At 70.2% G+C, this 20,413-nt stretch carries 15 protein-coding genes; 5 read left to right on the forward strand and 10 right to left on the reverse strand.

What is annotated here, in order from left to right; translation table 11 throughout:
- Nucleotides 1-46: 46 nt before the first annotated feature.
- Entirely contained in the window at nt 47-2,434 is a 2,388-nt protein-coding gene (locus FL311_RS14845; protein WP_141325801.1) for a PAS domain S-box protein, read from the reverse strand.
- A gap of 245 nt (nt 2,435-2,679) precedes the next feature.
- Here FL311_RS14845 and FL311_RS14850 point away from each other — a divergent pair, with 245 nt between their 5' ends.
- Nucleotides 2,680-4,296, forward strand: coding sequence for an NADP-dependent glyceraldehyde-3-phosphate dehydrogenase (locus FL311_RS14850; RefSeq protein ID WP_141325802.1), 1,617 nt, complete (start codon nt 2,680-2,682; stop codon nt 4,294-4,296).
- A 207-nt stretch (nt 4,297-4,503) separates the two neighbouring features.
- Entirely contained in the window at nt 4,504-5,898 is a 1,395-nt protein-coding gene (locus FL311_RS14855; RefSeq protein WP_141325803.1) for a hypothetical protein, read from the forward strand.
- A 7-nt stretch (nt 5,899-5,905) separates the two neighbouring features.
- Here FL311_RS14855 and FL311_RS14860 read toward each other — a convergent pair whose 3' ends face one another.
- Entirely contained in the window at nt 5,906-6,595 is a 690-nt protein-coding gene (locus tag FL311_RS14860) for a lysoplasmalogenase (RefSeq protein ID WP_141325804.1), read from the reverse strand.
- A 48-nt stretch (nt 6,596-6,643) separates the two neighbouring features.
- On the reverse strand, nt 6,644-8,293 hold the full coding sequence (locus FL311_RS14865; protein ID WP_141325805.1) for an alpha-amylase family protein: 1,650 nt from the start codon (nt 8,291-8,293) through the stop codon (nt 6,644-6,646).
- A gap of 133 nt (nt 8,294-8,426) precedes the next feature.
- On the opposite strand from FL311_RS14865, the gene FL311_RS14870 reads away from it, so the two are divergent.
- Nucleotides 8,427-9,398, forward strand: a complete 972-nt coding sequence (locus FL311_RS14870) for a TIGR03885 family FMN-dependent LLM class oxidoreductase (protein WP_141325806.1) — start codon at nt 8,427-8,429, stop codon at nt 9,396-9,398.
- A 118-nt stretch (nt 9,399-9,516) separates the two neighbouring features.
- On the opposite strand, the gene FL311_RS14875 is transcribed toward FL311_RS14870, so the two are convergent.
- Both FL311_RS14875 and FL311_RS14880 read right to left on the reverse strand, forming a co-directional pair.
- Nucleotides 9,517-10,065 (reverse strand): outer membrane beta-barrel protein, encoded by a 549-nt coding sequence (locus FL311_RS14875; protein WP_141325807.1) that lies wholly within the window; start codon nt 10,063-10,065, stop codon nt 9,517-9,519.
- Between the two features lie 199 nt (nt 10,066-10,264).
- Nucleotides 10,265-12,721 (reverse strand): helicase-related protein, encoded by a 2,457-nt coding sequence (locus FL311_RS14880; protein WP_141325808.1) that lies wholly within the window; start codon nt 12,719-12,721, stop codon nt 10,265-10,267.
- A gap of 162 nt (nt 12,722-12,883) precedes the next feature.
- Between FL311_RS14880 and FL311_RS14885 the strand changes: the two genes are divergently transcribed.
- Nucleotides 12,884-13,408, forward strand: a complete 525-nt coding sequence (locus FL311_RS14885) for a DinB family protein (RefSeq protein ID WP_141325809.1) — start codon at nt 12,884-12,886, stop codon at nt 13,406-13,408.
- Here the strand turns inward: FL311_RS14885 and FL311_RS14890 are convergent.
- The 4 genes from FL311_RS14890 to FL311_RS14905 all read right to left on the reverse strand — a co-directional run bounded on the left by FL311_RS14890 (nt 13,401) and on the right by FL311_RS14905 (nt 18,076).
- Nucleotides 13,401-13,919, reverse strand: a complete 519-nt coding sequence (locus FL311_RS14890; RefSeq protein WP_141325810.1) for a DUF4334 domain-containing protein — start codon at nt 13,917-13,919, stop codon at nt 13,401-13,403. The two genes, FL311_RS14885 and FL311_RS14890, sit on opposite strands and share 8 nt — an antisense overlap.
- A complete protein-coding gene (locus FL311_RS14895) occupies nt 13,916-15,034 on the reverse strand; it encodes an NAD(P)-dependent alcohol dehydrogenase (protein ID WP_141325811.1) in 1,119 nt (372 codons plus the stop codon). The genes FL311_RS14890 and FL311_RS14895 overlap by 4 nt, the downstream gene beginning before the upstream one ends.
- Nucleotides 15,035-15,087: 53 nt before the next feature.
- Nucleotides 15,088-16,674: a hypothetical protein gene (locus tag FL311_RS14900; RefSeq protein ID WP_141325812.1), complete on the reverse strand. Its 1,587-nt coding sequence runs from the start codon at nt 16,672-16,674 to the stop codon at nt 15,088-15,090.
- Between the two features lie 193 nt (nt 16,675-16,867).
- Entirely contained in the window at nt 16,868-18,076 is a 1,209-nt protein-coding gene (locus FL311_RS14905; RefSeq protein ID WP_141325813.1) for a DnaJ family molecular chaperone, read from the reverse strand.
- Between the two features lie 278 nt (nt 18,077-18,354).
- On the opposite strand from FL311_RS14905, the gene FL311_RS14910 reads away from it, so the two are divergent.
- Entirely contained in the window at nt 18,355-19,359 is a 1,005-nt protein-coding gene (locus FL311_RS14910; RefSeq protein WP_228556880.1) for a hypothetical protein, read from the forward strand.
- Between the two features lie 71 nt (nt 19,360-19,430).
- On the opposite strand, the gene FL311_RS14915 is transcribed toward FL311_RS14910, so the two are convergent.
- Nucleotides 19,431-19,997 carry a DUF1629 domain-containing protein gene (locus tag FL311_RS14915; RefSeq protein WP_141325815.1) on the reverse strand — a complete coding sequence of 189 codons (567 nt, stop codon included), beginning with the start codon at nt 19,995-19,997 and terminating at the stop codon, nt 19,431-19,433.
- Nucleotides 19,998-20,413: the final 416 nt, after the last annotated feature.

Consider the following 20,413-nt stretch of genomic DNA (forward strand, 5'->3'; position numbering starts at 1 on the left):
ATTGAGGTCGGCCGCGTCGCACGCGGCAATCCCAGTCATCGCGGCCTCATGGCCCCCGGCGGCGCGGCAGCCACACCTTGAAGCAGGTGCCGCACTCGTTGGAGGACACCTCGATGCTGCCTCCATGTCCCAGCACGATTTGTCGGGAGATGTAGAGCCCCAGGCCGATGCTGCCCTGGCCGGAGCGCGCCTCCGGCCCCCGGCGATAGGGCTCGAACAGCGTGGGCAGCAGCGTGGACGCAATGGGTGTCCCCACGTTGTGGACCTCCAGGAGCACGCCGTCCCCGGCCTCGCGCAGGTGGACGCGGACACACGAGTCCGGAGCGCTGTGCTGGAGCGCGTTGCCCACCAGGTTGGAGACCACCTGGGCCAGCCGGTCCGCGTCCGCCTCCAGCCTCCCATTCCCCTGGAACTCCACCTGGATGTCGCGCCGCGGGTGCGCGAGCAGCACCTCGTCCACCACCTTGCGCGCCAGCACATGCAGGTCCATGGCGCACGGCCGGATGGGGATGCGCTCCCCCGCTCTCGCCTGGGTGAAGTCCAGCAGGTCCCGAATCAAGCGCGAGGCCCGCTGCGTCGCCTCCATGATGCGCTCCAGCCCCTTCACGCCCCCCTCCGGCAGGGTGCCCTTGCGCAACAACGACGTCGCCGTCAGCTGGATGGCATGCAAGGGGTTGCGCAGGTCATGGCTGACGATGGCCACCACGTCCTCGCGCACGCGCACCGCGTCCCGGACCTCGCGGTACAGCCGCGCGTTCTCGATGGCCACCGCCGCGCGGTCCGCCACGCCCCGGGCCAGCTCCACCAGCGCCTCCATCTCCAGCGAGTCATGCGGCCGCGTCCACACCAGGTGGATGAGCCCGAGCGCGCGCCCGCGTGACACCACGGGCACGAGCGCCGCGGAGCGCGGCCCCAGCGCCTCCAGCACCTCGCGGTGCGCCGCGTCGCTGGAGACCGAGTCGAGAAACCGGGAGGTCACCTCCTGCACGACGATGGGCTGCGCCAACGCCAGCGCTCGCGCCAGCGGGCCGTCCTCCTCCGTCCGGGGCGCGAATGCCAGGAGCTTTCGGATGAGGTCCTGCCGCTCGGGCGCCCTCGCCGCCGCCTCCTGTCGGACCAGTTGGCCGCTCGCCTCCAGCAGGTCCACCACGCAGTAGTCGGAGACATGCTCCACGACCAGGCCCGCGAAGGCGCCCAGCGTGGTCTCCAGGTCCAACGAGCCCGCGAGCACCCGCCCCGCCTCCAGCAGGAAGTCCCTGGCCATCTCGCTCTGCTTCTTCGCGGTGATGTCGCGCGCCACGTTCGCGAACCCGCGCAGCCGTCCCGCCTCGTCGCGCACGGCGGCGATGTCCAGGTCCGCCCAGAAGCACGAGCCGTCCCGCCGCTTTCGTCGCAGCTCGCCCCGGAAGTGACCTCCGTCCGCCACTTCGCGCAGCAGCCGCTGGGGCTCTCCCCGGGTCACCTGCTCCTCGGGCGCGAAGAGCGCGTAGTGCCGCCCGAGCACCTCCTGCTCCTTCCATCCGGTGAGCCGCTCGGCGCCCGCGTTCCAGCTCACCACGCGGCCCTCCGGGTCCAACAGGAGGATGGCGTAGTCCTCCACCGCGTCCATCAACAGGCGGAAGCGCTCCTCGCTCTCGCGCAGCGCCTGGTGGGTGCGGTGCGCGTCGGTGATGTCCGTGGAGATGCCGCAGATGATGGGCCCCTCCGCGCCCACGGTGGGCAGCGGGAACTTCATCGCGAACCAGGTGCGCACGCCCTGGACGCCAGGGATGTGCTCATCCTCCGTCACGGGCCGGAGCGACTGTCGCACCCGCTCGTCGTGCTCCCGGTTGCGCCGCGCCACGGCGGCGGGGAACAGGTCGAAGTCCGTCTTGCCGAGCACGCTGGCGCGAGACCTCCCCAGCGCCTCCTCGAAGCTCCGGTTGACCAGCACGAAGCGCCCTTGCGCGTCCTTGGCGAAGATGACCGGAGGCGCGTGGTCGATGATGGCCTGCAGCCACCCCTCGCTCCTCGAGGCCTCCGTGCTCGTAGACAGGCGCCCCACCGCGTCCGTGCTCGCCTCGCGGAAGACCGCGGCCAGGATGCGCAGCTGTCGCGGCGTGGCCGTCACGCCCGCCTCCTCCATCAGCTCCAGCAGGCAGTCGTGGAGCAGGCCGTACTCCTGGACGACCCCGCGGGCCTCCAGGCCCGGGCGGGCATGCCAGCGCTCCGCCTGTCCGACGCGCAGGTCCCGGAGCACCTCGGACGAGGGAGGAAGAGCCTCCTCCTGGAGCGCCCGGGCGAGCGCCTCCAGGAGCACCGGCAGCACCTCCTCGAGCCCGCTCTGGACGAGCCCGGCTCGCTCGCGTCGAAGCCCCTGGCGCGTCCGCAGGACGGGCCCCCACCGCGCCAGCAAGCCTCCCCACGAGGGGGAGACATCCTCCTCGAGCGCCAAGGCTCGGCTCCTTTCCGGCCGACGGACGCGGACGGTGACGCCCCGGGCAGCCCCTCGCTCCGCTCACGCGCCCCCACGTCGCGTCTGCCTCCCGGTTTGACGGTGGGGCTCGTCACGACTCCGCGCATGGGCGGCGAGGTACTCCTCCCGGGTGGGCCGACTGGCCGGTCCCACTGCCGGTTCCTGCGTCCAACCCTTCACGGGAAGAGGTGCCAGGAGAGAGGCGCCTCGTTAAGAAGGCCGCCATGACGCCACTCGCCGACCTCTTCCCGACCGAAGCGCAGCTCCCCTCCAGCGTGCGGCTCCCGCCCTATCTCGAGCAGCGGGAGTACCTGGTGGGTGGCGAGCTGAGGACCTGGGAGGGGGACCTCAGCCCCGTGCGCAGCCCCGTCTTCCTCCGCACGCCCGAGGGGCTCCAGCAGCGCGTGCTCGGGGCCACGCCGCAGCTCACCTCGAAAGAGTCGCTCGCCGCGCTCGCCGCGGCGGTGAAGGCGTACGACTCGGGCCGGGGCGTCTGGCCGACGATGAAGGTGGCGGAGCGCATCGACGCGGTGGAGCGCTTCCTCGTGGCCATGCGCGCCCAGCGCGCCACGGTGGTCAACCTGTTGATGTGGGAGATTGGCAAGACGCAGCCGGACTCGGAGAAGGAGTTCGACCGCACCGTCGACCTCATCGTGGAGACGGTGCGCGCGCTGAAGGAGCTGGACCGCACCTCGTCCCGCTTCGTGCAGGACCAGGGCATCATGGCGCAGATTCGCCGGGCCCCCATGGGGGTGGCGCTGTGCATGGGGCCGTACAACTACCCGCTCAACGAGACCTTCAGCACGCTGTTCCCCGCGCTGCTGATGGGCAACACGGTGGTCTTCAAGCCGGCGAAGTTCGGCGTGCTGCTCATCCGGCCGCTGCTGGAGGCGTTCCGCGACTGCTTCCCTCCGGGCGTCATCAACATCATCTACGGCAAGGGCCGCGAGACGGTGGGCGCGCTGATGGAGAGCGGGCAGGTGGACCTGTTCGCCTTCATCGGCACCCACCGGGGCGCCAGCGAGCTGAAGCGGATGCATCCCCGGCCACACCGGCTCAAGTCGGTGCTCGGGCTGGACGCGAAGAACCCGGCCATCATCCTGGAGGATGCGGACCTGGATAACGCGGTGAAGGAGTGCATCATCGGCGCGCTCTCCTTCAACGGCCAGCGCTGCACGGCGCTCAAGCTGCTCGTGGTGCACCGGAGCATCGCGGAGGTGTTCCTGAAGAAGCTCACCGCCGCGGTGGACGCGCTCAAGCCCGGCATGCCGTGGGAGCCGGGCGTGGCCATCACCCCCCTGCCGGAGCCCGGCAAGGCGGACTACCTGCAAGGCCTGGTGGACGACGCCGTGGCCAAGGGCGCGCGGGTGGTGAACGCCACCGGAGGTCAGTCGTCGCACTCGTTCTTCGCGCCCGCGGTGGTGTACCCGGTGACCAGGGACATGCGGCTGTCGAGCGAGGAGCAGTTCGGCCCGGTGGTGCCGGTGATGGTGTTCGACCGGGACGAGGAGGTCATCCAGCTCGTGGTGGAGTCCCAGTTCGGCCAGCAGCTCAGCCTGTTCGGCCAGGACCCGGCGCGCATCGGCCGGCTCATCGACGCGTTCTCGAACCAGGTGGGCCGCATCAACCTCAACTGCCAGTGCCAGCGAGGGCCGGACACGTTCCCCTTCAACGGCCGCAAGGACTCCGCCGAGGGCACGCTGTCCGTCGCGGACGCGCTGCGCGTGTTCTCCATCCGCACGCTCGTCGCCACGAAGACGACGCCGGCCAACACGCACCTGGTGCAATCCATCCTCACCCGGCGCGAGTCGGACTTCCTGACGACGGACTTCCTGTTCTGACCCTGGGGTTTCCCCTGGGTCTGGTTGAACTCGTTGCCCACCCGCGCGCGTCATCGTTCGACGCAAGCGCGTCTCGAAGCAACGCCCGAGGCCCAGGGGATGTGGCGGGGCCCACCTCTTCCGGGAGGTTGGCACCTCTCCCCTCCCCGGGCCCCTGCCTTGCAATAGCCTCGCGCGCCTTCGTCTCCTCACACCCCGAGGTGATTCATGCGCGTCGTGTCTGCCTTCGCTGGGAAGCTGCTGGTGGGCGGTGTGCTGGCCTCTGCGGCCATCATCGCCTGTGCGACCTCCTCCCCCAATCCGGGTCCCATCGGGTCCACGGATGCTCCGCCGCTGCCCCAGGCCTGCAACCCGGACCCCACCTGTCCCGGCTCGACGTGCGCCACGGCCATCACCCCCGCGCTCGCCGTCGTCCCCGCCAACGCGTGTCCGCGCTTCGGTGAGTTCCAGTCCGACGTGGATGTGTATTCGTGGAACACCTTCATCGCGCTCAACTGGCCCGCGAATCCCTCCTCGTGCACGGCCAATACCCAGAGCAGCATCCTCAGTGGCCAGGGGCCCACGGTCTGGGAGACCTACCCGGATGACCTGGACATGTTCGTGCCACCGGGGAGCAAGCCCGGCGCGTGGTGCAGCTTCAACACGCCCGCGGCCTTCGAGACGAAGCTGCGTCAGCGCACGAAGCTGCTGGAGACCGGGCGCCTCCAGGCGCTGAACACCGGCGTGCACAAGCTGCTGCTCAGCACCTCCAAGGCCTCGGACGCCATCGGAGAGAAGCTCCCGGACATCGAGCAGGCCGTCGGGGGTCCGCTGACGGACCAGAACGGGCGCTTCGTGCGCTACGAGAAGCGCCTCAACCAGGACGAGTACAACTACCTCATCACCAACAACCTCTGGAACGCAGCCGGACAGAAGGGCGTCACCATCTCCTTCCCCACCGGCGCCAACCAGAGTCCGGGGCCGTGCAATGGCAAGCCGTGCGGCCCGGTGGGCGCCATGGAGGTGAAGGCATCGTGGAAGGTGCTCTCCGCGCAGGAGATCTCCGGCAAGCGCTTCTTCATGCGTCAGGCCTGGGTCTTCAACGATGACGCCGGAGACCCGAGCCCCGGCGCCAACCCCGTCACCGTGGGCCTGGTCGGCCTGCACATCATCCACAAGACGGACACGCAGCAGACCTGGTTCTGGTCCACCTTCGAGCACGTGGACAACACGACGTCCTCGTTCTTCAACCCGCACTGCACGGGGAACTGCACGCCCAATACCCAGACGGCGAAGGAGCCCTACACGGAGCTCGCGCCCGACGGCGGGCCGCTCAACGCCCCGGTCCAGGTGACGCGCACCACGCCCATCCAGGCAGACCCCGGCCTCAATGCGTACTACCGCGCGCTGCTCAAGGGCTCCGTCTGGGAGAACTACCAGCTCATCAGCACCCAGTGGGCCACCGGAGGCGCGCCGCAGGGCACTCCGCCCGTGCTCGCCAACACCACGATGGAGACGTATATCCAATCCACCGCGAGCTGCCTGGGCTGCCATGGCCAGGCCCCCAAGGCCAGCGGTGACGGCTCCGCGGACTTCAGCTTCCTGTTGATGGAGGCGCAGTAGCCCTGGCTCACGCCGTCGCCATCCGCGCGTCCGCGGCCTCCTCGGCACGCGGGCGCCGCGCGGAACAGGCGATGCACAGCTGCGCGGCCCAGTACGTCAGCATCACGACGTAGCTGCCTCCCGTCACCGGCGTCACGAAGAGCTTCACCGCGAGCACCCCGTCGCTGATGGCGAACAGCAGCGCCCCCGCGAACGCGGACCCCTGCTCCCGTCGCGTCAGTCCGGACGCGCCCAGCAGCGCCGCCGCGCGCCAGGTCATCGTGCAGATGACCACGACGTAGGCCGTCACCGGCCCGGCCATGGCGCCCAGGTGGGGGCCCAGCACGACGCTGGCCCCCACCGCCAGCACCAGGAACGGCAGCGCCCTCCCCCACCGCGGCGCACGCGTCACGCAGAGGTACGCGGCCGTGTAGCTCACATGGGCCAGCAGGAACGCTCCCAGCCCCGGCAGGAACAGCGCCTTGCTCGCGTCCAGCAGCACGTCGCCCAGCAGCGACAACCCCAGCCCCACGAAAATCAGTCGCGCCTGGCGCTCCCGGGGCGGCCACAGCCACAGCAGCAGGCAGAGCATCGGCAGCGACTTGGTCACCAGCCGGACCTCGACCGGGCCCGTGTCCAGGCACAGGAGGAACCCCACCGCGCCCAGGACACCCACTCCCGCGAGAATCCTCGTCCCCACCGTCGAAGCACCACGCATGCGGCCACCTTACCCCGGCGGCTCGCGGGGACGACGCCTGTCCCGGCCTCAATCCGTGGCGGGCGGCGCGAGGCGCTGCTCCATCCGGTACCACCGGTAACCGTACCCCTCCAGCGTCACACGGTGGCGTCCCGTCTTGCCGGGCGACGAGTGGTCCTCCGAGAGCAGGTGGACGAGCCGCGCCGGAGGCCCGCCCGGTGAGAAGCTCACCTCGCAAGCCTTGCCCGACAGGTTGTGCAGCGTCACCAGCGTCTCGCCCTTCCAGTCGTACCGCAGCGCGAGCACGTTCTTGTTCCTCACGCTCAACAACCGCCACGCGCCCCACCCCAGCTCCGGACATTCCTTGCGCATGCGCACCATGCGCTCCATCCAGTTGAGCAGCGAGCCCGGGTCCCTGCGCTGGTGCTCGACGTTCACCTGCCGGTAGCCATGGGGCGCCCGCTCCACCACGGGACGGAAGGGCTCCTCGGCGCGCGTGAAGCCACCGTGCGGCTCGTCGGCCCATTGCATCGGCGTGCGCACGCTCTGGCGCTCGTGCAGCGACAGGTCCTCGCCCATGCCCAGCTCGTCGCCGTACCAGAGCACCGGCGTCCCCGGCAGCGACAGCATCAGGCTGAACGACACGTCCAGCCGCCGCCTGTCCCCCGCCAGCATGGGCGCGAGCCGCCGCCGCAGGCCGCGCTCGTACAGCTGCATCCTCGGCTCCGGGCCCAGCTCCGCGAAGACGCGCTTGCGAGCCTTCGCGGGCAGGCGCCCCAGGTCCAGCTCGTCATGGTTGCGCAGGAAGTTCGCCCACTGCGCCAGGTGCGGCAGCCTGGGCGCCGAGCGCAGCGACTCCACGAGCGGCGTCGCGTCCTCCGTCACCAGCGACAGGAAGTAGCTCTGGTTCGCGGCGAAGTTGAAGACCATCTGCATCCGGTCTCCGTCCTTGCCGAAGAAGTTCATCACCTCGTCCATGGTGACGTTGGCCTCGGCCAGGAGGATGGCGTCCCCGCTCCTCCAGGAGAGGAACTCGCGCATCCGGTCCAGCAGCTCGTACGGGTCCTCGATGCCGTGGTTGCGCATGCCCTTGAGCTCCACCAGGAAGGGCACCGCGTCCACCCGGAAGCCGGACACGCCCAGCTGCAGCCAGTACCCCATCACCTTGAGCAGCTCCTCGCGCACCGCGGGGTGGGTGATGTTCAGCTCGGGCTGGAAGGGGAAGAAGCGGTGGAAGTACCAGCGCTTCGCGCCGGGCGCGTACGTCCACGTCGTGTGCTGCGAGCCCGGGAACACCATGCCCTTGTGCGCGTCCTTCGGCTTCTTGTCGGACCACACGTAGAAGTCGTGGAAGCGGCTGTCCCGGTCCTTGCTCGCGGCCTGGAACCACGGGTGCTTGTCGCTCGTGTGGTTGAGGACCAGGTCGATGATGACGCGCAGGCCGCGCTGCTTCGCCTGGTGGGTGAACTCCACGAAGTCCCCCAGGCTCCCCAGCCTCGGGTCCACGCCGTAGTGGTCCGTGATGTCATACCCGTTGTCGCGATTGGGCGAAGGGTGGAAGGGCGTCAACCACAGGCACGTCACGCCCAGGCCCGCCAGGTAGTCGAGCCGGCGCTGGAGCCCGCCGAAGTCGCCCACACCATCGCCGTTGCCGTCCATGAACGTCTCGACGTCCAGGCAGTAGATGACCGCGTTCTTGTACCAGAGGTCCTGAATCATCCGTCTCCCCTGAGGCGAAGGTGGAGATGCTGGACGAAGGACGCACCCGGGGGGGCGTCATGCGTGCGACAGCACACAGTCATGAACACGAGGGGCTCGCGACGGCGCGCGGGCGGCACCAACGTGCGTGCGCATGCTCACGCTCGGTTATCACGCCTCCCATGAGCAGTTTGCTCCCAGTGAGTTGTTGCGCCTGGTGCGCCGGGCCGACGCCGCGGGCTTCACGGCCGCGCTCAACTCCGACCACTTCCACCCCTGGAGCGAGGCGCAGGGACACAGCGGCTTCGCGTGGAGCTGGATGGGCGCGGCGCTCGCCACCACGCGGCTGTCCAGTCTGGGCGTCGTGAACGCTCCCGGACAGCGTTATCACCCGGCCCTCATCGCGCAAGCCCTGGGCACGCTCGCGGAGATGTTCCCGGGCCGCGCCTGGGCCGCCCTGGGCAGCGGGCAGTTCGTCAACGAGGGCATCACCGGGGAGCCCTGGCCCCCGAAGGACCTGCGCAACGCGCGCCTGCGCGAGTGCGTGGACATCATGCGCGCGCTCTTCCGGGGGGAGACGGTGACGCACCGGGGCCTCGTGCGCGTGGAGGAGGCGAAGCTCTACTCGAGGCCCCAGCAGGCGCCCCTGCTGGTGGGCGCGGCGATAACGCCCCAGACCGCCGAATGGGTGGGCGGCTGGGCGGACGCGCTCATCACCGTGAGCAAGCCCCCGGACGAGCTGCGGAAGATGGTGAAGGCCTTCCACCGGGGTGGCGGCGAGGGCAAGCCGATGTTCCTCAAGGTGCAGCTCTCCTGGGCGGAGGACGAGCAGGCCGCGCTCCAGGGCGCGATGGAGCAGTGGGCGACGAACATCTTCGCCAGCTCCGTGCTCACGGACCTGCGCTCGCCCGCGCAGTTCCAGGAGCTGGCGCGCACCGTCCAGCCCAAGGATTTGGAGGGACACGTGCGGGTGTCCTCCAGTTTCCAGCGCCACGTCGACTGGCTCGCCGAGGACGTGAAGCTCGGCTTCAGCCACCTGTACCTGCACAACGTCAACCGCGGGCAGGAGCGCTTCATCGACGCGTTCGCGGAGCACGTGCTCCCCGCCCTGCGCACGGCGCGCTGAAGCGGGGCCCGCACGTGGGGATGACACCCGTGTCATCCCGCCACGGCGCGAGGAGGTTGTTCGCGACAGGCCTGTCAGCCGCCCCCCGGAATTCGGGGCCGCTCACGCGATGCGTGGCTCACCAGAGCAGCCGCCAGCCGATGCCCAGGTTGAGGTAGTCCGCCTTCCTGTTGGTCTCGTAGGTGTAGTTGTGGAGGTTCTTGTGGAGCCGGCCCTCCAGGGCGAGCGGCAGCCACGGCGTGGGACGGAACTCCAGCTCCGCGCCCACCGAGTAGCCCAGGTTGCTGACGGTGCCCTTGTTCCAGCCCGCGCCGAAGAGCACCGCGGGCCGGACGCCGCCCAGGTCCACGCCCAGCCATGCCACGCCTCCGAGCTGGAGGAGCGCCCGGTTCCGCAGGTCATAGTGGTGCTGCGAGCCATCGAAGGTGACGTCCATCCGGGAGCCCGCCCTCGCGTACACGGCGAGCTCCGGACCGATGGAGAAGAAGCGCCCCAGGTGCTTGAGCAGATGCAGCCGGACGCCAGGCCCGCCATGCGTCTCCCCTTCCAGGTCCTTGCCTCGGGCGTAGCCCACGCCCACGCCCAGCTCCGCCCCCGTGAGACGGGCCTCGTCCTGTGCCCAGGCGCCCGTCGACAGCAACAACGCTCCCGCGACCACTGCCTTCATGTCCAAGCCTTCCGCGTGTCCCGGCCCCCCGACGACTGTGCGGTCTTCAAGATCCGGGCCCGACGCGTCCTTCACGAAGTGGGTAGGCGCGGTTCGCTATGACGCGGCTCGACGTCGGCCCACGGAGCAGCCGCGACGACCACGCCGGTGTCCATCCGCCCCGGATGACTCCCGCGCGCCGCGAGGTGGACCACCGACGTCAGTCCGACTTGGGCGTTCCCTGTGCGCCGCGAGACTCCGGGCCGTCGCGACGGGGGACCGGGCGCGTCCCCGTGTGTGCGGACGGGCCATGCGTGCCCGCCTTGTCCGGGGCCATCGAGGGCGCCTTCCCTCGTCGTCGGCGACGCCGCCGCTTCGACGCGGTCCCCGGAGGCGCGCCCCCCAGCTCGCGCAGCACCAGGGCACGCGTCCCGCCCTCCAGGCGCAGCTCGCGCGTCAACGCCTGCACCTCGGCGGCACCGCGAGGATGGCGCAGCGCCTCGCCCAGGCGCTCGACCAGGTCGATTCTCAGCGCCGCCGGCCCCAGCAGCTCGTAGCCGAAGGCTCGCGCGTCGCGCACATTCCATCCGGCCGCGTCGAGCACGGGCTCACGGGGCACCCCACGCGGCGCGGGCTTCTGGAGGAACAGCGCCGTCAGCATGCACCTGCGCTCCAGCGCCTGCGGAGCGAGCGCGCCGGCCACGTAGACGAAGCGGCGGCCCTCGCGCACGCCCACGGCCTTGAGCCGCTCGCGCGACTCCTCGTCCAGCAGCGCCCACTGCTCGCGCGCCTCGCCCACGGTAATCAGCCCGACACCCTCGGCCAGCCGGTACGCCAGCCCACGCGTCGGCGGCGAGCGCCCCGCCCCGGTGAGCGACTCCGCCGGGAACCCGCCCATCGCCTCGGTGACCAGGTCGCGGGCCAGCGCATGGAGCCGCCGCTCCAATCGCCGCCTCGCGCCGCCCGTCCACACCTCCGGCTCCGCGAGCGCCACCTGCGGCGAGCGCCGATCCGTCCCCCGCACCAGCCGCCCCAGGGGCTGGCTCTCGAAGGAGATGTTCCCGGACGCATCCACCTCGAAGACCTCGTGCGTCGCGTCCACCACGCGCTGCACGAACTGCTCCTCGGTCATCAGCCCCTCCGCGGAGCCGGTCTCGCCCAACAGCGCGCCGAGCTTCGCGAACGGATTGTCCGAGCTCGGCGCGGGCGTGGCGGAGGCCCGCACGAAGCGCCGGGCGCTCCTGCGCGCGGCCCGCTGGACGAAGCGCTCCACCAGGCGCTCGTGCAGCGCATCCCCCAGCGCGTCCTCGATGTGCCGCGTGCGCTCCTGCCACTGCTCCGCGTCGCGCAGCCAGCTGGAGCGGTGGCTGATGTACGTCCAGATGCGGATGGCGGCCAGCCGGTCCATCAGCGTGTGGAGGTCCCCGGAGACGTCATCAAGCGGCGACACCTGCTTGGCCAGCCACGTCGCGTCCAGCACCCCGTCCCCCGCGGTGAGCTGGAGGAACGTCTCCCGCAACAGGCTGACGTGCTGGCCGAACAGCCCCTTGCGGAAGTCGGGTATCTGGCAGACCTGCCACAGCAGCTCCACGCCCGCGCGATCCACGACGACGTCGCGGACGGCCGGAATGTGCGAGAGGTCCTTCAGCGCATCGAAGTCATCGGCGCGCTCCACCCGCACGAAGGCGTTGTGACGCGGGGCCCGCGACAGCGAATCCAGCAGCGACTCGGGGCTCGCGAAGTCGAGCTCCGCGTTGCGCCAGATGAGGCTGCGCACCGCGGGGAAGCGGTGCGTCTCGATGGCGGTGACGACCCGGGGCGGCAGCTCCTCCAGCGTGTTCAGCGTGCCGAACGTCCCGTCGTTCAGGTGGCGTCCCGCGCGGCCGGCGATCTGCGCCAGCTCGTCCGGGAACAGCTCCCGCTGCTCGGCGCCGTCGAACTTGGAGAGCGAGGCGAAGGCCACGTGGCCCAGGTCCAGGTTCAGCCCCATGCCGATGGCATCCGTCGCCACCAGGTACTGCACCTCCCCGGACTGGTACATCGCCACCTGGGCGTTGCGCGTCCGGGGCGACAGCGCGCCCAGCACCACGGCCACCCCACCGCGCAGCCGGCGCAGCGCCTCGGCCAGCTCATAGACGCGGTCCGCGGAGAACGCGACCACCGCGGAGCGCGGCGGCAGGCTCTTCAACGAGCGCCGGCCCGCGTAGCGAAGCTGGGACAGGCGCGTGGCCCGCTTGAGCGAGACGTGCGGGATGAGCGACTGCACCATCGGCCGCATCGTCTCCGCGCCCAGAAACCACGTCTCCTTGCGGCCTCGCGCGTGGAGCAGCCGGTCCGTGAAGACATGTCCCCGCTCGCAATGCGCGGCGAGCTGGATTTCGTCCACCGCCAGGAAGTCGACGGCGCGGTCCAGCGGCATCGCCTCCACCGTGCAGATCCAGTAGTCGGGGCGCGGCGGCAGGCGCTTCTCCTCGCCCGTCATCAGCGCCACGCGCCCCTCGCCCACCCGGGCGGTCACCCGGTCGTAGACCTCGCGGGCGAGCAGGCGCAGCGGCAGCCCCATCATGCCCGTGTCGTGCTCGAGCATCCGCTCGATGGCCCGGTGGGTCTTTCCAGTGTTCGTGGGCCCCAGCTCCGCCACGACGACGGACGAACGACCGGATGCGCTGGAGTTCATTGCGGAGAGTCTAACCTCGGGCCCGGCCTGGCGCCCTGCGACGGCTTTCCAACCCATCCTCGGCTGCCTCCTGGGCTGGGCACGCACGCGCGGGCGCGCCGCGTCCTGACCTGGGCCCCCTGGCATGGACGGCCCCGGCAAAGCCCCCTAGGGTCGCGCCCCATGGCGAACCCCGTCCGAGACACGCTCCTGGGCCAGCTCGACCTCGCGTGGGCCCTCACCCGCTACCACCTGGAAGGGCTCACCACGGAGGACTGCCTGCGGCGCCCCGCGTCGGTGGGCCTGCACGTGACGCAGGACGCGCAGGGACACTGGCGCGCCCAATGGCCCGAGCACGAGGGCTATGACCTGGGCCCCGCGAGTGTGGCCTGGCTGACGTGGCACCTGGGCTTCTGGTGGTCCATGGTGCACAACCACTCGTTCGGCGACGGCACCCTGACGCGGGAGGCCGTCGTCTGGCCCGGCTCCGCGGACGCGGTGCGCGCGTGGATTGTCGGGCTGCACGACGCGTGGCGCGAGGCCATCAACCGCCTCACCGACGAGGACCTGCAGTCGAGCGCGCGCACGCGCTGGCCGCTCACGGGCAAGCCCTTCGGCGACATCGTCGCCTGGGCCAACGTGGAGCTGATGAAGAACGCGGCGGAGCTGGGCTACGCGCGCTTCGTGCTGGCCGTGCCCCCTACTTGAGCGCCGGCGCGTTCGCGTCCCGCCGCAGCAAGAAGAAGTACGGCGACGGCATGCCGCGCGCGTCCATGAGACCCAGGAGCGTGTTCTCGTCGGCCTTCCGGAACACGTCGAGCGTGGGCCAGTCGTCGTAGATCATCGTCGCGCTGAGCTGGCCCCGGTACTCCACCTTGCGCAGGCGCGCCTTGAACTTCGACGTCTCCACGTCGGCGCGATGCGGCCCCACGGGGCCTCGAATCGTGGGTGACGGCCACTTCCGCGGGTCCACCGGGAACACCGCCGCGCGGTCCTCCGTGTAGAACAGCAGCGGGTGCACGCTCTCGGCGTCGAGGAACTGCTTGCCGTACCAGCCCGTGGCGCCCAGCATCCCGTCCATCGGGTGTCCGGTGCGCAGCTCACTGCCCTTCCACGTGCCCACCAGGGACGCGAGCTCCACCGGCGCCAGGCGGTCGAACAGCGCGAGCGCCTCCGCCTGGCTCAGCGTCCCCGCCTTCACCACCTCGTCGAAGCTCATCGTGTCGCTCCTGTGTGCATGCGCAGCACGGGCTTGATGGCCGTGCGCGACTCCATGTCGTGGACCGCGTCGTTGATGGCCTCGAAGTCGTACGAGCGGCTGAGCTTCTCCAGCGGGAAGCGCCCCTCCGCATGCAGCGACACCAGGCGGGGGATGAAGCGCTTCGGGTCGGCGTCGCCCTCGAGCATCCCCACCAGCCGCTTGCCGAACAGCAGCGCCGTCATCGGGATGGAGACCTGTGCGTCCGCGCCTGGCAGGCCGAGCAACCCGCACGTCCCCAGCGGGCGCGTCACATCGAACGCCTGTCGCAGCACCTTCGGAGAGCCGACGCACTCCAGCGCGAAGTCCACCCCGCCCCGCGTCTTCTTGAGCACCGTGCGCGTCAGCTCCGGCTCGTCCGCGAGGAAGGTGTCGGTGGCGCCCAGCTCCCGCGCCAGCTCCAGCCGCCGGGCATCCAGGTCCACCGCGAAGATGCTCGCCGCGCCCGCCACGCGCGCCGCCATCACCGCCGCCAGCCCCACCGCGCCCACGCCGAAGACGGCCAGGCGCTGTCCGGGCTGCAGCCGGAACGACTCCAGCACCGCGCCCGCGCCCGTCTGGAAGCCGCAGCCCAGGGGCGCCAGCAGCTCCAGCGGCGCGCCCTTCGCCACCTTCACCGCGTTGTGCTGGTGCGCCAGCACGTGCGTGGCGAAGGACGACTGGTGGAAGAAGCCCGAGCGGATGGGCTCGCCGCGCCAGCGCATCGGGTACGTGCCGTCCGGCCGCGCCCCCGAGAAGTTCCCCGCGTAGCCCTGCTCACAGTACGCGGGCTGTCCGCGCGCGCAGGTGCCACACGCGCGGCAGGAGTAGTAGCTGAGCACCACCGCGTCCCCCGGCTCGAAGCCCGTGACACCCGCACCCACCGACTCCACCACCCCCGCGCCCTCGTGGCCCAGCACCGCGGGGAACGCGAAGCGCCCCTGCCCCGCCCGGTAGCTCAAGTCCGTGTGACAGATGCCACTGGCGTGCACCCGGACCTGGAGCTCCCCCTGGCGGGGCGCGTCCAGCTCCACCTCCTCCAGGACGAAGGGCGCATTCACTTCCCGCAGCACCGCGGCACGGACCGGAAGCGTCATGCCCCGGATTATTGGCAGGCCGCCAACAAAAGCACCAGGGCTCCGAGTCCGGGTCAGAACGCGTCGCCGGGTCCCAGCTTGAGCAGGAAGGTGTCGGTGGCGTCGGGGACGACGGAGCCCGTCCCGAAGTCCTCGGTGTGGGAGAAGTGGCCGAACAGCAGCGTGCCGCCGTTCCCCTCGCCGGAGGGCACGGCGCTCACCACCTGCTCGGAGAAGAGGTTGGACGGACCTCCGGAGCGCAGGAAGAAGCGGTTCCACAGCTCGCGGCCCTCCAGGTTGAAGCGGCGCGCGAAGAGCTGCGGGTTCTGCGCGGGGTCGCTCGCGCCCGGCGCGGGGTGCGGGAAGTCGCGCGACAGGCCGCTCGCCACCACGCGTCCGGCGGGCTCCACGGCGATGACGACCTTCTCCGAGCGGCCCAGGCTCCTCACCCAGCGCGGTGTGCCCGCGGCCTCCGCCACCAGGAGGAACGCGAGCCTGTCGCGCAGCGTCTGCGAGCCCCAGCGCAGCTCGCCGGCCTCCATGCTCCCCGCCGCGACCAGCGTGCCCTTCGCGGTGGTGCCGATGCTCGTCACCCAGCCGTTGGCGCGGGGAAAGGCGTTGAACCAGGTCAGCTGTCCCTCCCGGGAGAACGTGGCCAGGAAGGGAGACTGGCCCAGGGCGGTGAAGGTCCCCTTCGCCGTGCGGACGGTGCCGAAGAAGGAGCCGCCCAGCGCCACACCGCCGTCGGGCAGCACCGCGAGGCTCACCGCCTCCGCGCGGTAGTTGCCGCACTCCGGCTCGGAGACACGCTGACGCCACACGACGGTGCCCGAGGCGCTGATGCGATAGAGCGCGTTCTCCGTCGGAGCGCACCGCAGCGTCTCCGAGTACGGATGGGAGGCGCGCACGCTCACGTAGGCCCCATCGTCCCGGCTGGCCACGAGCGCGAGTCCCACCTCGTTGAGCCCCTGCAGCGGCAGGGACCACTCCCCGCGCCCCTCCGGGTTGAAGCGGGACAGGGCCAGGCCGCTGAGCGGCTGGCTCGGCGTGTCCATCGACACGGTGCCATGGCGGACCTCCGTCATCAGATAGAGCCGGCCCGTGGACGACACGCTCATGGCGACCGTCCCCGAGACGTCCATCGGAGCTTCGCCATCAAAAGGATGCAGCGCGAAGGAGCGCGTCCACACGCGGGCGCCATGGGGCGTGTAGCGCGTCAGCTCGAGATGGGACGAGGCGCCGTCGGCGCGCCCGAACGAGGTCGACGACCCCTGGACGGAGGCCGTGTAGATGGACGACCCATCCCAGGTGGTGCCGACGCTCGCGGCCATGTCGTGGAGGGGTTGGCGCTCATGGTTCAGCCAGAGTGTCTTGCCGGGTGTGCCGGGCTGCGGCGCGGTGCCTCCGTCCTCGGGTGGGACGGTGCCGCCGTCCGAGTCTCCGGGAGCACCGCCTCCGTCGGGAGCACCTCCGCCGTCCGGAGTCCCCGCGTCTGGTACGCCCGCATCCGGAGTGCCCGCGTCGGGAGGGACTCCCGGAGCCGGCTCGCAGGAGGCGGTGGCCTCACAAGAGGCCACGGGAGGCGATGAATCATCTCCATCACAGCCGGCCATCCCCAGACACAACACGAGCCATGCGCCAAAGCCACGCCAGTCAGCCACGGTGTCTCCCTCCCGAAACACACCCGGGCGACAGGTTGGACATGGTGCATGGGGCCGCCAAGACACGAGGCTCCAGCCCGCCTGCCTCCTCTCCATGCGTGCGGTGCACACCACGCCCAGGGCCACGCGGCTCGAGCCCCTCACATGTCGGGCTGGCGTTCGCGCTGAAACACCGCGCGGGCGAGCGCGACCGTCAACCGCTGGGGCGCGAGTGCTTCCGGATGTGCTCCCACGCCTCGATGATGCGGCGCGTCTCCTCTTGCGCCAGCGCCTGGAGCTTCGGTCCGAGCTGCGCCACCTTGTCGGGGTGGTATTGGGCGACGAGCGCGAGATAGGCGCGCTTCACGTCCGCCAGCGGCGCGCCTCGGACGACGCCCAGCACCTCCCACGGTGACGGAGGTGGGGCCTGGGGCCGCGGCGCGGGCTCCTGCTCACGCCTGGGCTCCTCGGAAGCCTCCGCTTCCTCCTCCTCGGAGTCCTCGTCCTCCTCCGCCTCGGAGGGCTCCGGTTCGGGTTCCTCGCCGGCGCGCGTGTCGGCCACGGGCTCGGCGCCCTCGCCACACGTCGAGCACAACAGCCGCTCCCGCGGCTCGTCCCCGGACGCGGTGACGACGACGTCACAGCACTCACCGCACACCACGTGCTGACACTGCTCGCAGCGCGCGGCGGAGGCGGCTTCATCCAGGCCCACGCCACACCGGGGACATGCGTCGGGGAGCGGAGCCTCCTCGCCACACCGCACGCAGAACGCCCAGCCACGGTCCACCTGGACCTCGCAGGCCTCGCACTCCAGCGCCCCGGGATGCTCCCAGTGCTTCTCCTCGCCGCACCACGGACAGAACGGCATCAGCCACGCGAGCTTCCCCGCGCAGTCCTCCGCGTCACAGTCGAAGTCGAGCCGGTATCCGCGGGCGACGGACTGGGGGACGTTCTGCTCATCGAACGACTCCCCGCAGTTCCAGCAGCAGTTGAAGAACCGATGGGACGGCGCGCCGCAGGCCTCGCACGCGGGGTTGCCGTGCTCGCTCTTCCAGACCACCTCGTCGCCGCAGGTGGGGCAGAAACCCATGCCGGCCTTCACCTCGGCATGCGCACAGGTCTCCCGGGCGGCGCGGCGCGCGCGCTCACGTTGCCCGCGAGGGGCGGCGAAGGAAGGTGTGCGCCCCTCCTCCACCAGCGCCTCCCACAGGCACGAGCGGCACACCCGCCCCTTCACCTTCCTGGGCCCCGCCTCGGAGGCGCCCGCGCGCTTCTGGAACACCGCCGCCGCGAGCGACTCGACGCTCAGGCACGACTGGCAGACGGCGTCGCCACACGCCTCGCAGTGGCCCGCGAGGCGCCGGCTCCCGAAGCCCAGCAGACCTGGCGTCAGCGTCTCCAGGCAGCACGGACAGGCTCGCATGCACTTCCTTCGCCGGGTGGGGCCGCCAGAGCGAATCCCCGAGGTGGAGCCCTCCGGCATGCCCGACTCCCACCCGGAGGTCCAGAAACCCACCGCACGTCACGATTCGGTGTCATCCACCGGGCCGGAGTCGCGCGCTGGTGACACTTTTCTTGTCATCACAAAATTTCATCTGTCTCACGGATTGCCTGCTACCCGAGGGCCTGGGTAAGGGAGCACCTCCCTCGCTGTCCCCATGGGTGTCCTCGATGCGTCGTCTCGGCTCAGCCCTTCTCTCCATGAGTCTGCTGGTTGGCTGTGGTCCCACCGAATCCGCTCCGCCGGCCGAGCCTTCCGCGCCGGCCGACACAGTCCAGAACGAGCAGGCGCCGCTCACCACGACGGACGTCGACGTGGCGCCGGAGTGTGAAGGCATCCTGCAGTTCGCGAACACGGCGAGCTTCTTCAAGCTGGACCGGTATCTGCCCAGCGACGCGGCCAACAACATCATCGCGGCTCGCACGGTGGCGCCCTTCACGACGCTGGCGCGGCTCTCCGGTGTCTCGGAGATGGGCCCGGTGCGGCTGAAGCAGTTGGAGCACGGCGCGCGCGCCGAGGAGTACATCGACCAGAGCTGCCTGGGCATCTACGACGAGCTGGCGCTGTCGCAGGATGACGCCGCGGCCATCGTCACGCTGGTGAACACGGCGAGCCCGAACACGCTCTACGCCGTGCTGCCCTATGCGTGGAACGGGGCGACGAGCCTCATCAACCTGCGTCCGTTCACGAGCGTGCTGGGCATCTCGAATGCGTTCGGCATCGGCTCGGTGAGCCTGCGCAACCTGCGCAACGCGGCCACCATCGGCTACTCGCTGGAGATGCTGGTGTCCGCGGTGAACGCGCTGCCGGAGGACGAGTGGGAGGTGAAGATGAGCACAGGGTTCAACATCGAGACCATCCTGGACGGGGCCTACGGCACGGACCGGCTCGCCTCGGCGGACTGCTTCGGCATCGACCTGACGGGCCGCTCGGGACAGTTCGAGGACCGGGGCTACCTGGCGGACGCGACGGAAGTGCGCAACTACGTCCACAGCGCGGTGAGCACGGCGAACCGGTACAACGCGATTGACGCCGACATCGTCACGGACGGCAAGGCAGACCTGGCCGCGCGCACCGCGGGCCGCACGTTCAAGGGCTGCCACATGCACTACGAGAACGGCCCGTGGGCGGGCGTGCAGGTGCACTTCTTCGTCGACACCGCGTCGGACTTCCGCATCCTGACGGTCCAGCACTGGGTGGAGTGATTCACGGTTGAGCAGTGCCGACGGCGGCGACTTCCCACGCGGAGGTCGCCGCCGTTTCGTTTGGGAGGTCGCTAGACCTCCGTGAACTTCACCCCCGTGGCCTTCATGCGATCCAGCGCGAGCTTGAGTTGCTCCGAGACGATGAGGGCGCCCGTCCAGCCCTCGGGTCTGAACACCCTGGCGGTTCCCACCTTCGACTTGTCGATGCGCAGGTCTCTCACGGAAGCGTAGTGCCCCACCTTCTCGGGCACTCCGTCCTCGTGGGTCCAAAGCCGGATGCGAGAGGCCTTCTCGTCGATGCAACGGATGAGACGCGTGGCGACCAGCAGCAGGTAGTGGTCGGCGTGCCCCTGGATATCCACGGGGATGAACTGAACGTCCGCGGGTGCCAGCTCCGCGAAGAGCTCGGCGACCCTGACGTGGACGACCGGGATGCGCAGCCCTGCCTCCGTGAAGTCCAAGGGCACGCCTGGTGCTTCGACGGGGATGCCCAGGCGCCCCTCTACCTGGACCGGAGTGCCCTGTCGGAACCGGTCCGGCGCATGCACCTCTCGGCCCTTGTCATCAACGAGCGTATCCAGGTGCCACCGTCCTGGGACCTGGACATCGTCGTGCAATTCGAAGAAGCGCCGGGACATGGACGAGAACCTACGGGGCCGCACGCCGCGTGACGAGCAGGTTCAACTCCGTAGCATCCGGGGGGACACTACCATCACTGGTCTGCAAAAACCTCTTCTCCATCAACTGAGGACAGTCCGCGTTCTGCGACTCAAGCCTAAATCGCCAAGGGCAACCAAAAACAACTCTTCACCAAAACAGGAAACCATCAAACCAAGCTCCAACTACAACATCCCCACAACACAGGAATCCCAACAAGACAAACGCAACCACCCCAAACCACAACTCCCTAGAAAGGAGGTCTAACACCAATGCCGTTCACTTTAGGGACGGACGCGACGTAGGGGGCCGAGGGAGCGTGCTCGACGGACCGGGCGAGGGCGTTTCCGTGGGTAGCTGCTCATCTTGATTTTCACCGCACGCGGATACTGTCTTT

It is taken from the genome of Myxococcus sp. AB025B (assembly GCF_006518215.1).
In the GTDB taxonomy this organism is placed as follows: Bacteria; Myxococcota; Myxococcia; order Myxococcales; family Myxococcaceae; genus Myxococcus; species Myxococcus fulvus.

Coding starts and splice junctions, on each gene's coding strand:
- FL311_RS14910 (WP_228556880.1), top strand. CDS start 18,355: ATGAGTCTGCTGGTTGGCTGTGGTCCCACCGAATCCGCTCCGCCGGCC.
- FL311_RS14890 (WP_141325810.1), bottom strand. CDS start 13,919: ATGAGCTTCGACGAGGTGGTGAAGGCGGGGACGCTGAGCCAGGCGGAG.
- FL311_RS14885 (WP_141325809.1), top strand. CDS start 12,884: ATGGCGAACCCCGTCCGAGACACGCTCCTGGGCCAGCTCGACCTCGCG.
- FL311_RS14865 (WP_141325805.1), bottom strand. CDS start 8,293: ATGATTCAGGACCTCTGGTACAAGAACGCGGTCATCTACTGCCTGGAC.
- FL311_RS14855 (WP_141325803.1), top strand. CDS start 4,504: ATGCGCGTCGTGTCTGCCTTCGCTGGGAAGCTGCTGGTGGGCGGTGTG.
- FL311_RS14895 (WP_141325811.1), bottom strand. CDS start 15,034: ATGACGCTTCCGGTCCGTGCCGCGGTGCTGCGGGAAGTGAATGCGCCC.
- FL311_RS14880 (WP_141325808.1), bottom strand. CDS start 12,721: ATGAACTCCAGCGCATCCGGTCGTTCGTCCGTCGTCGTGGCGGAGCTG.
- FL311_RS14875 (WP_141325807.1), bottom strand. CDS start 10,065: ATGAAGGCAGTGGTCGCGGGAGCGTTGTTGCTGTCGACGGGCGCCTGG.
- FL311_RS14850 (WP_141325802.1), top strand. CDS start 2,680: ATGACGCCACTCGCCGACCTCTTCCCGACCGAAGCGCAGCTCCCCTCC.
- FL311_RS14860 (WP_141325804.1), bottom strand. CDS start 6,595: ATGCGTGGTGCTTCGACGGTGGGGACGAGGATTCTCGCGGGAGTGGGT.
- FL311_RS14905 (WP_141325813.1), bottom strand. CDS start 18,076: ATGCGAGCCTGTCCGTGCTGCCTGGAGACGCTGACGCCAGGTCTGCTG.
- FL311_RS14870 (WP_141325806.1), top strand. CDS start 8,427: ATGCTCACGCTCGGTTATCACGCCTCCCATGAGCAGTTTGCTCCCAGT.
- FL311_RS14915 (WP_141325815.1), bottom strand. CDS start 19,997: ATGTCCCGGCGCTTCTTCGAATTGCACGACGATGTCCAGGTCCCAGGA.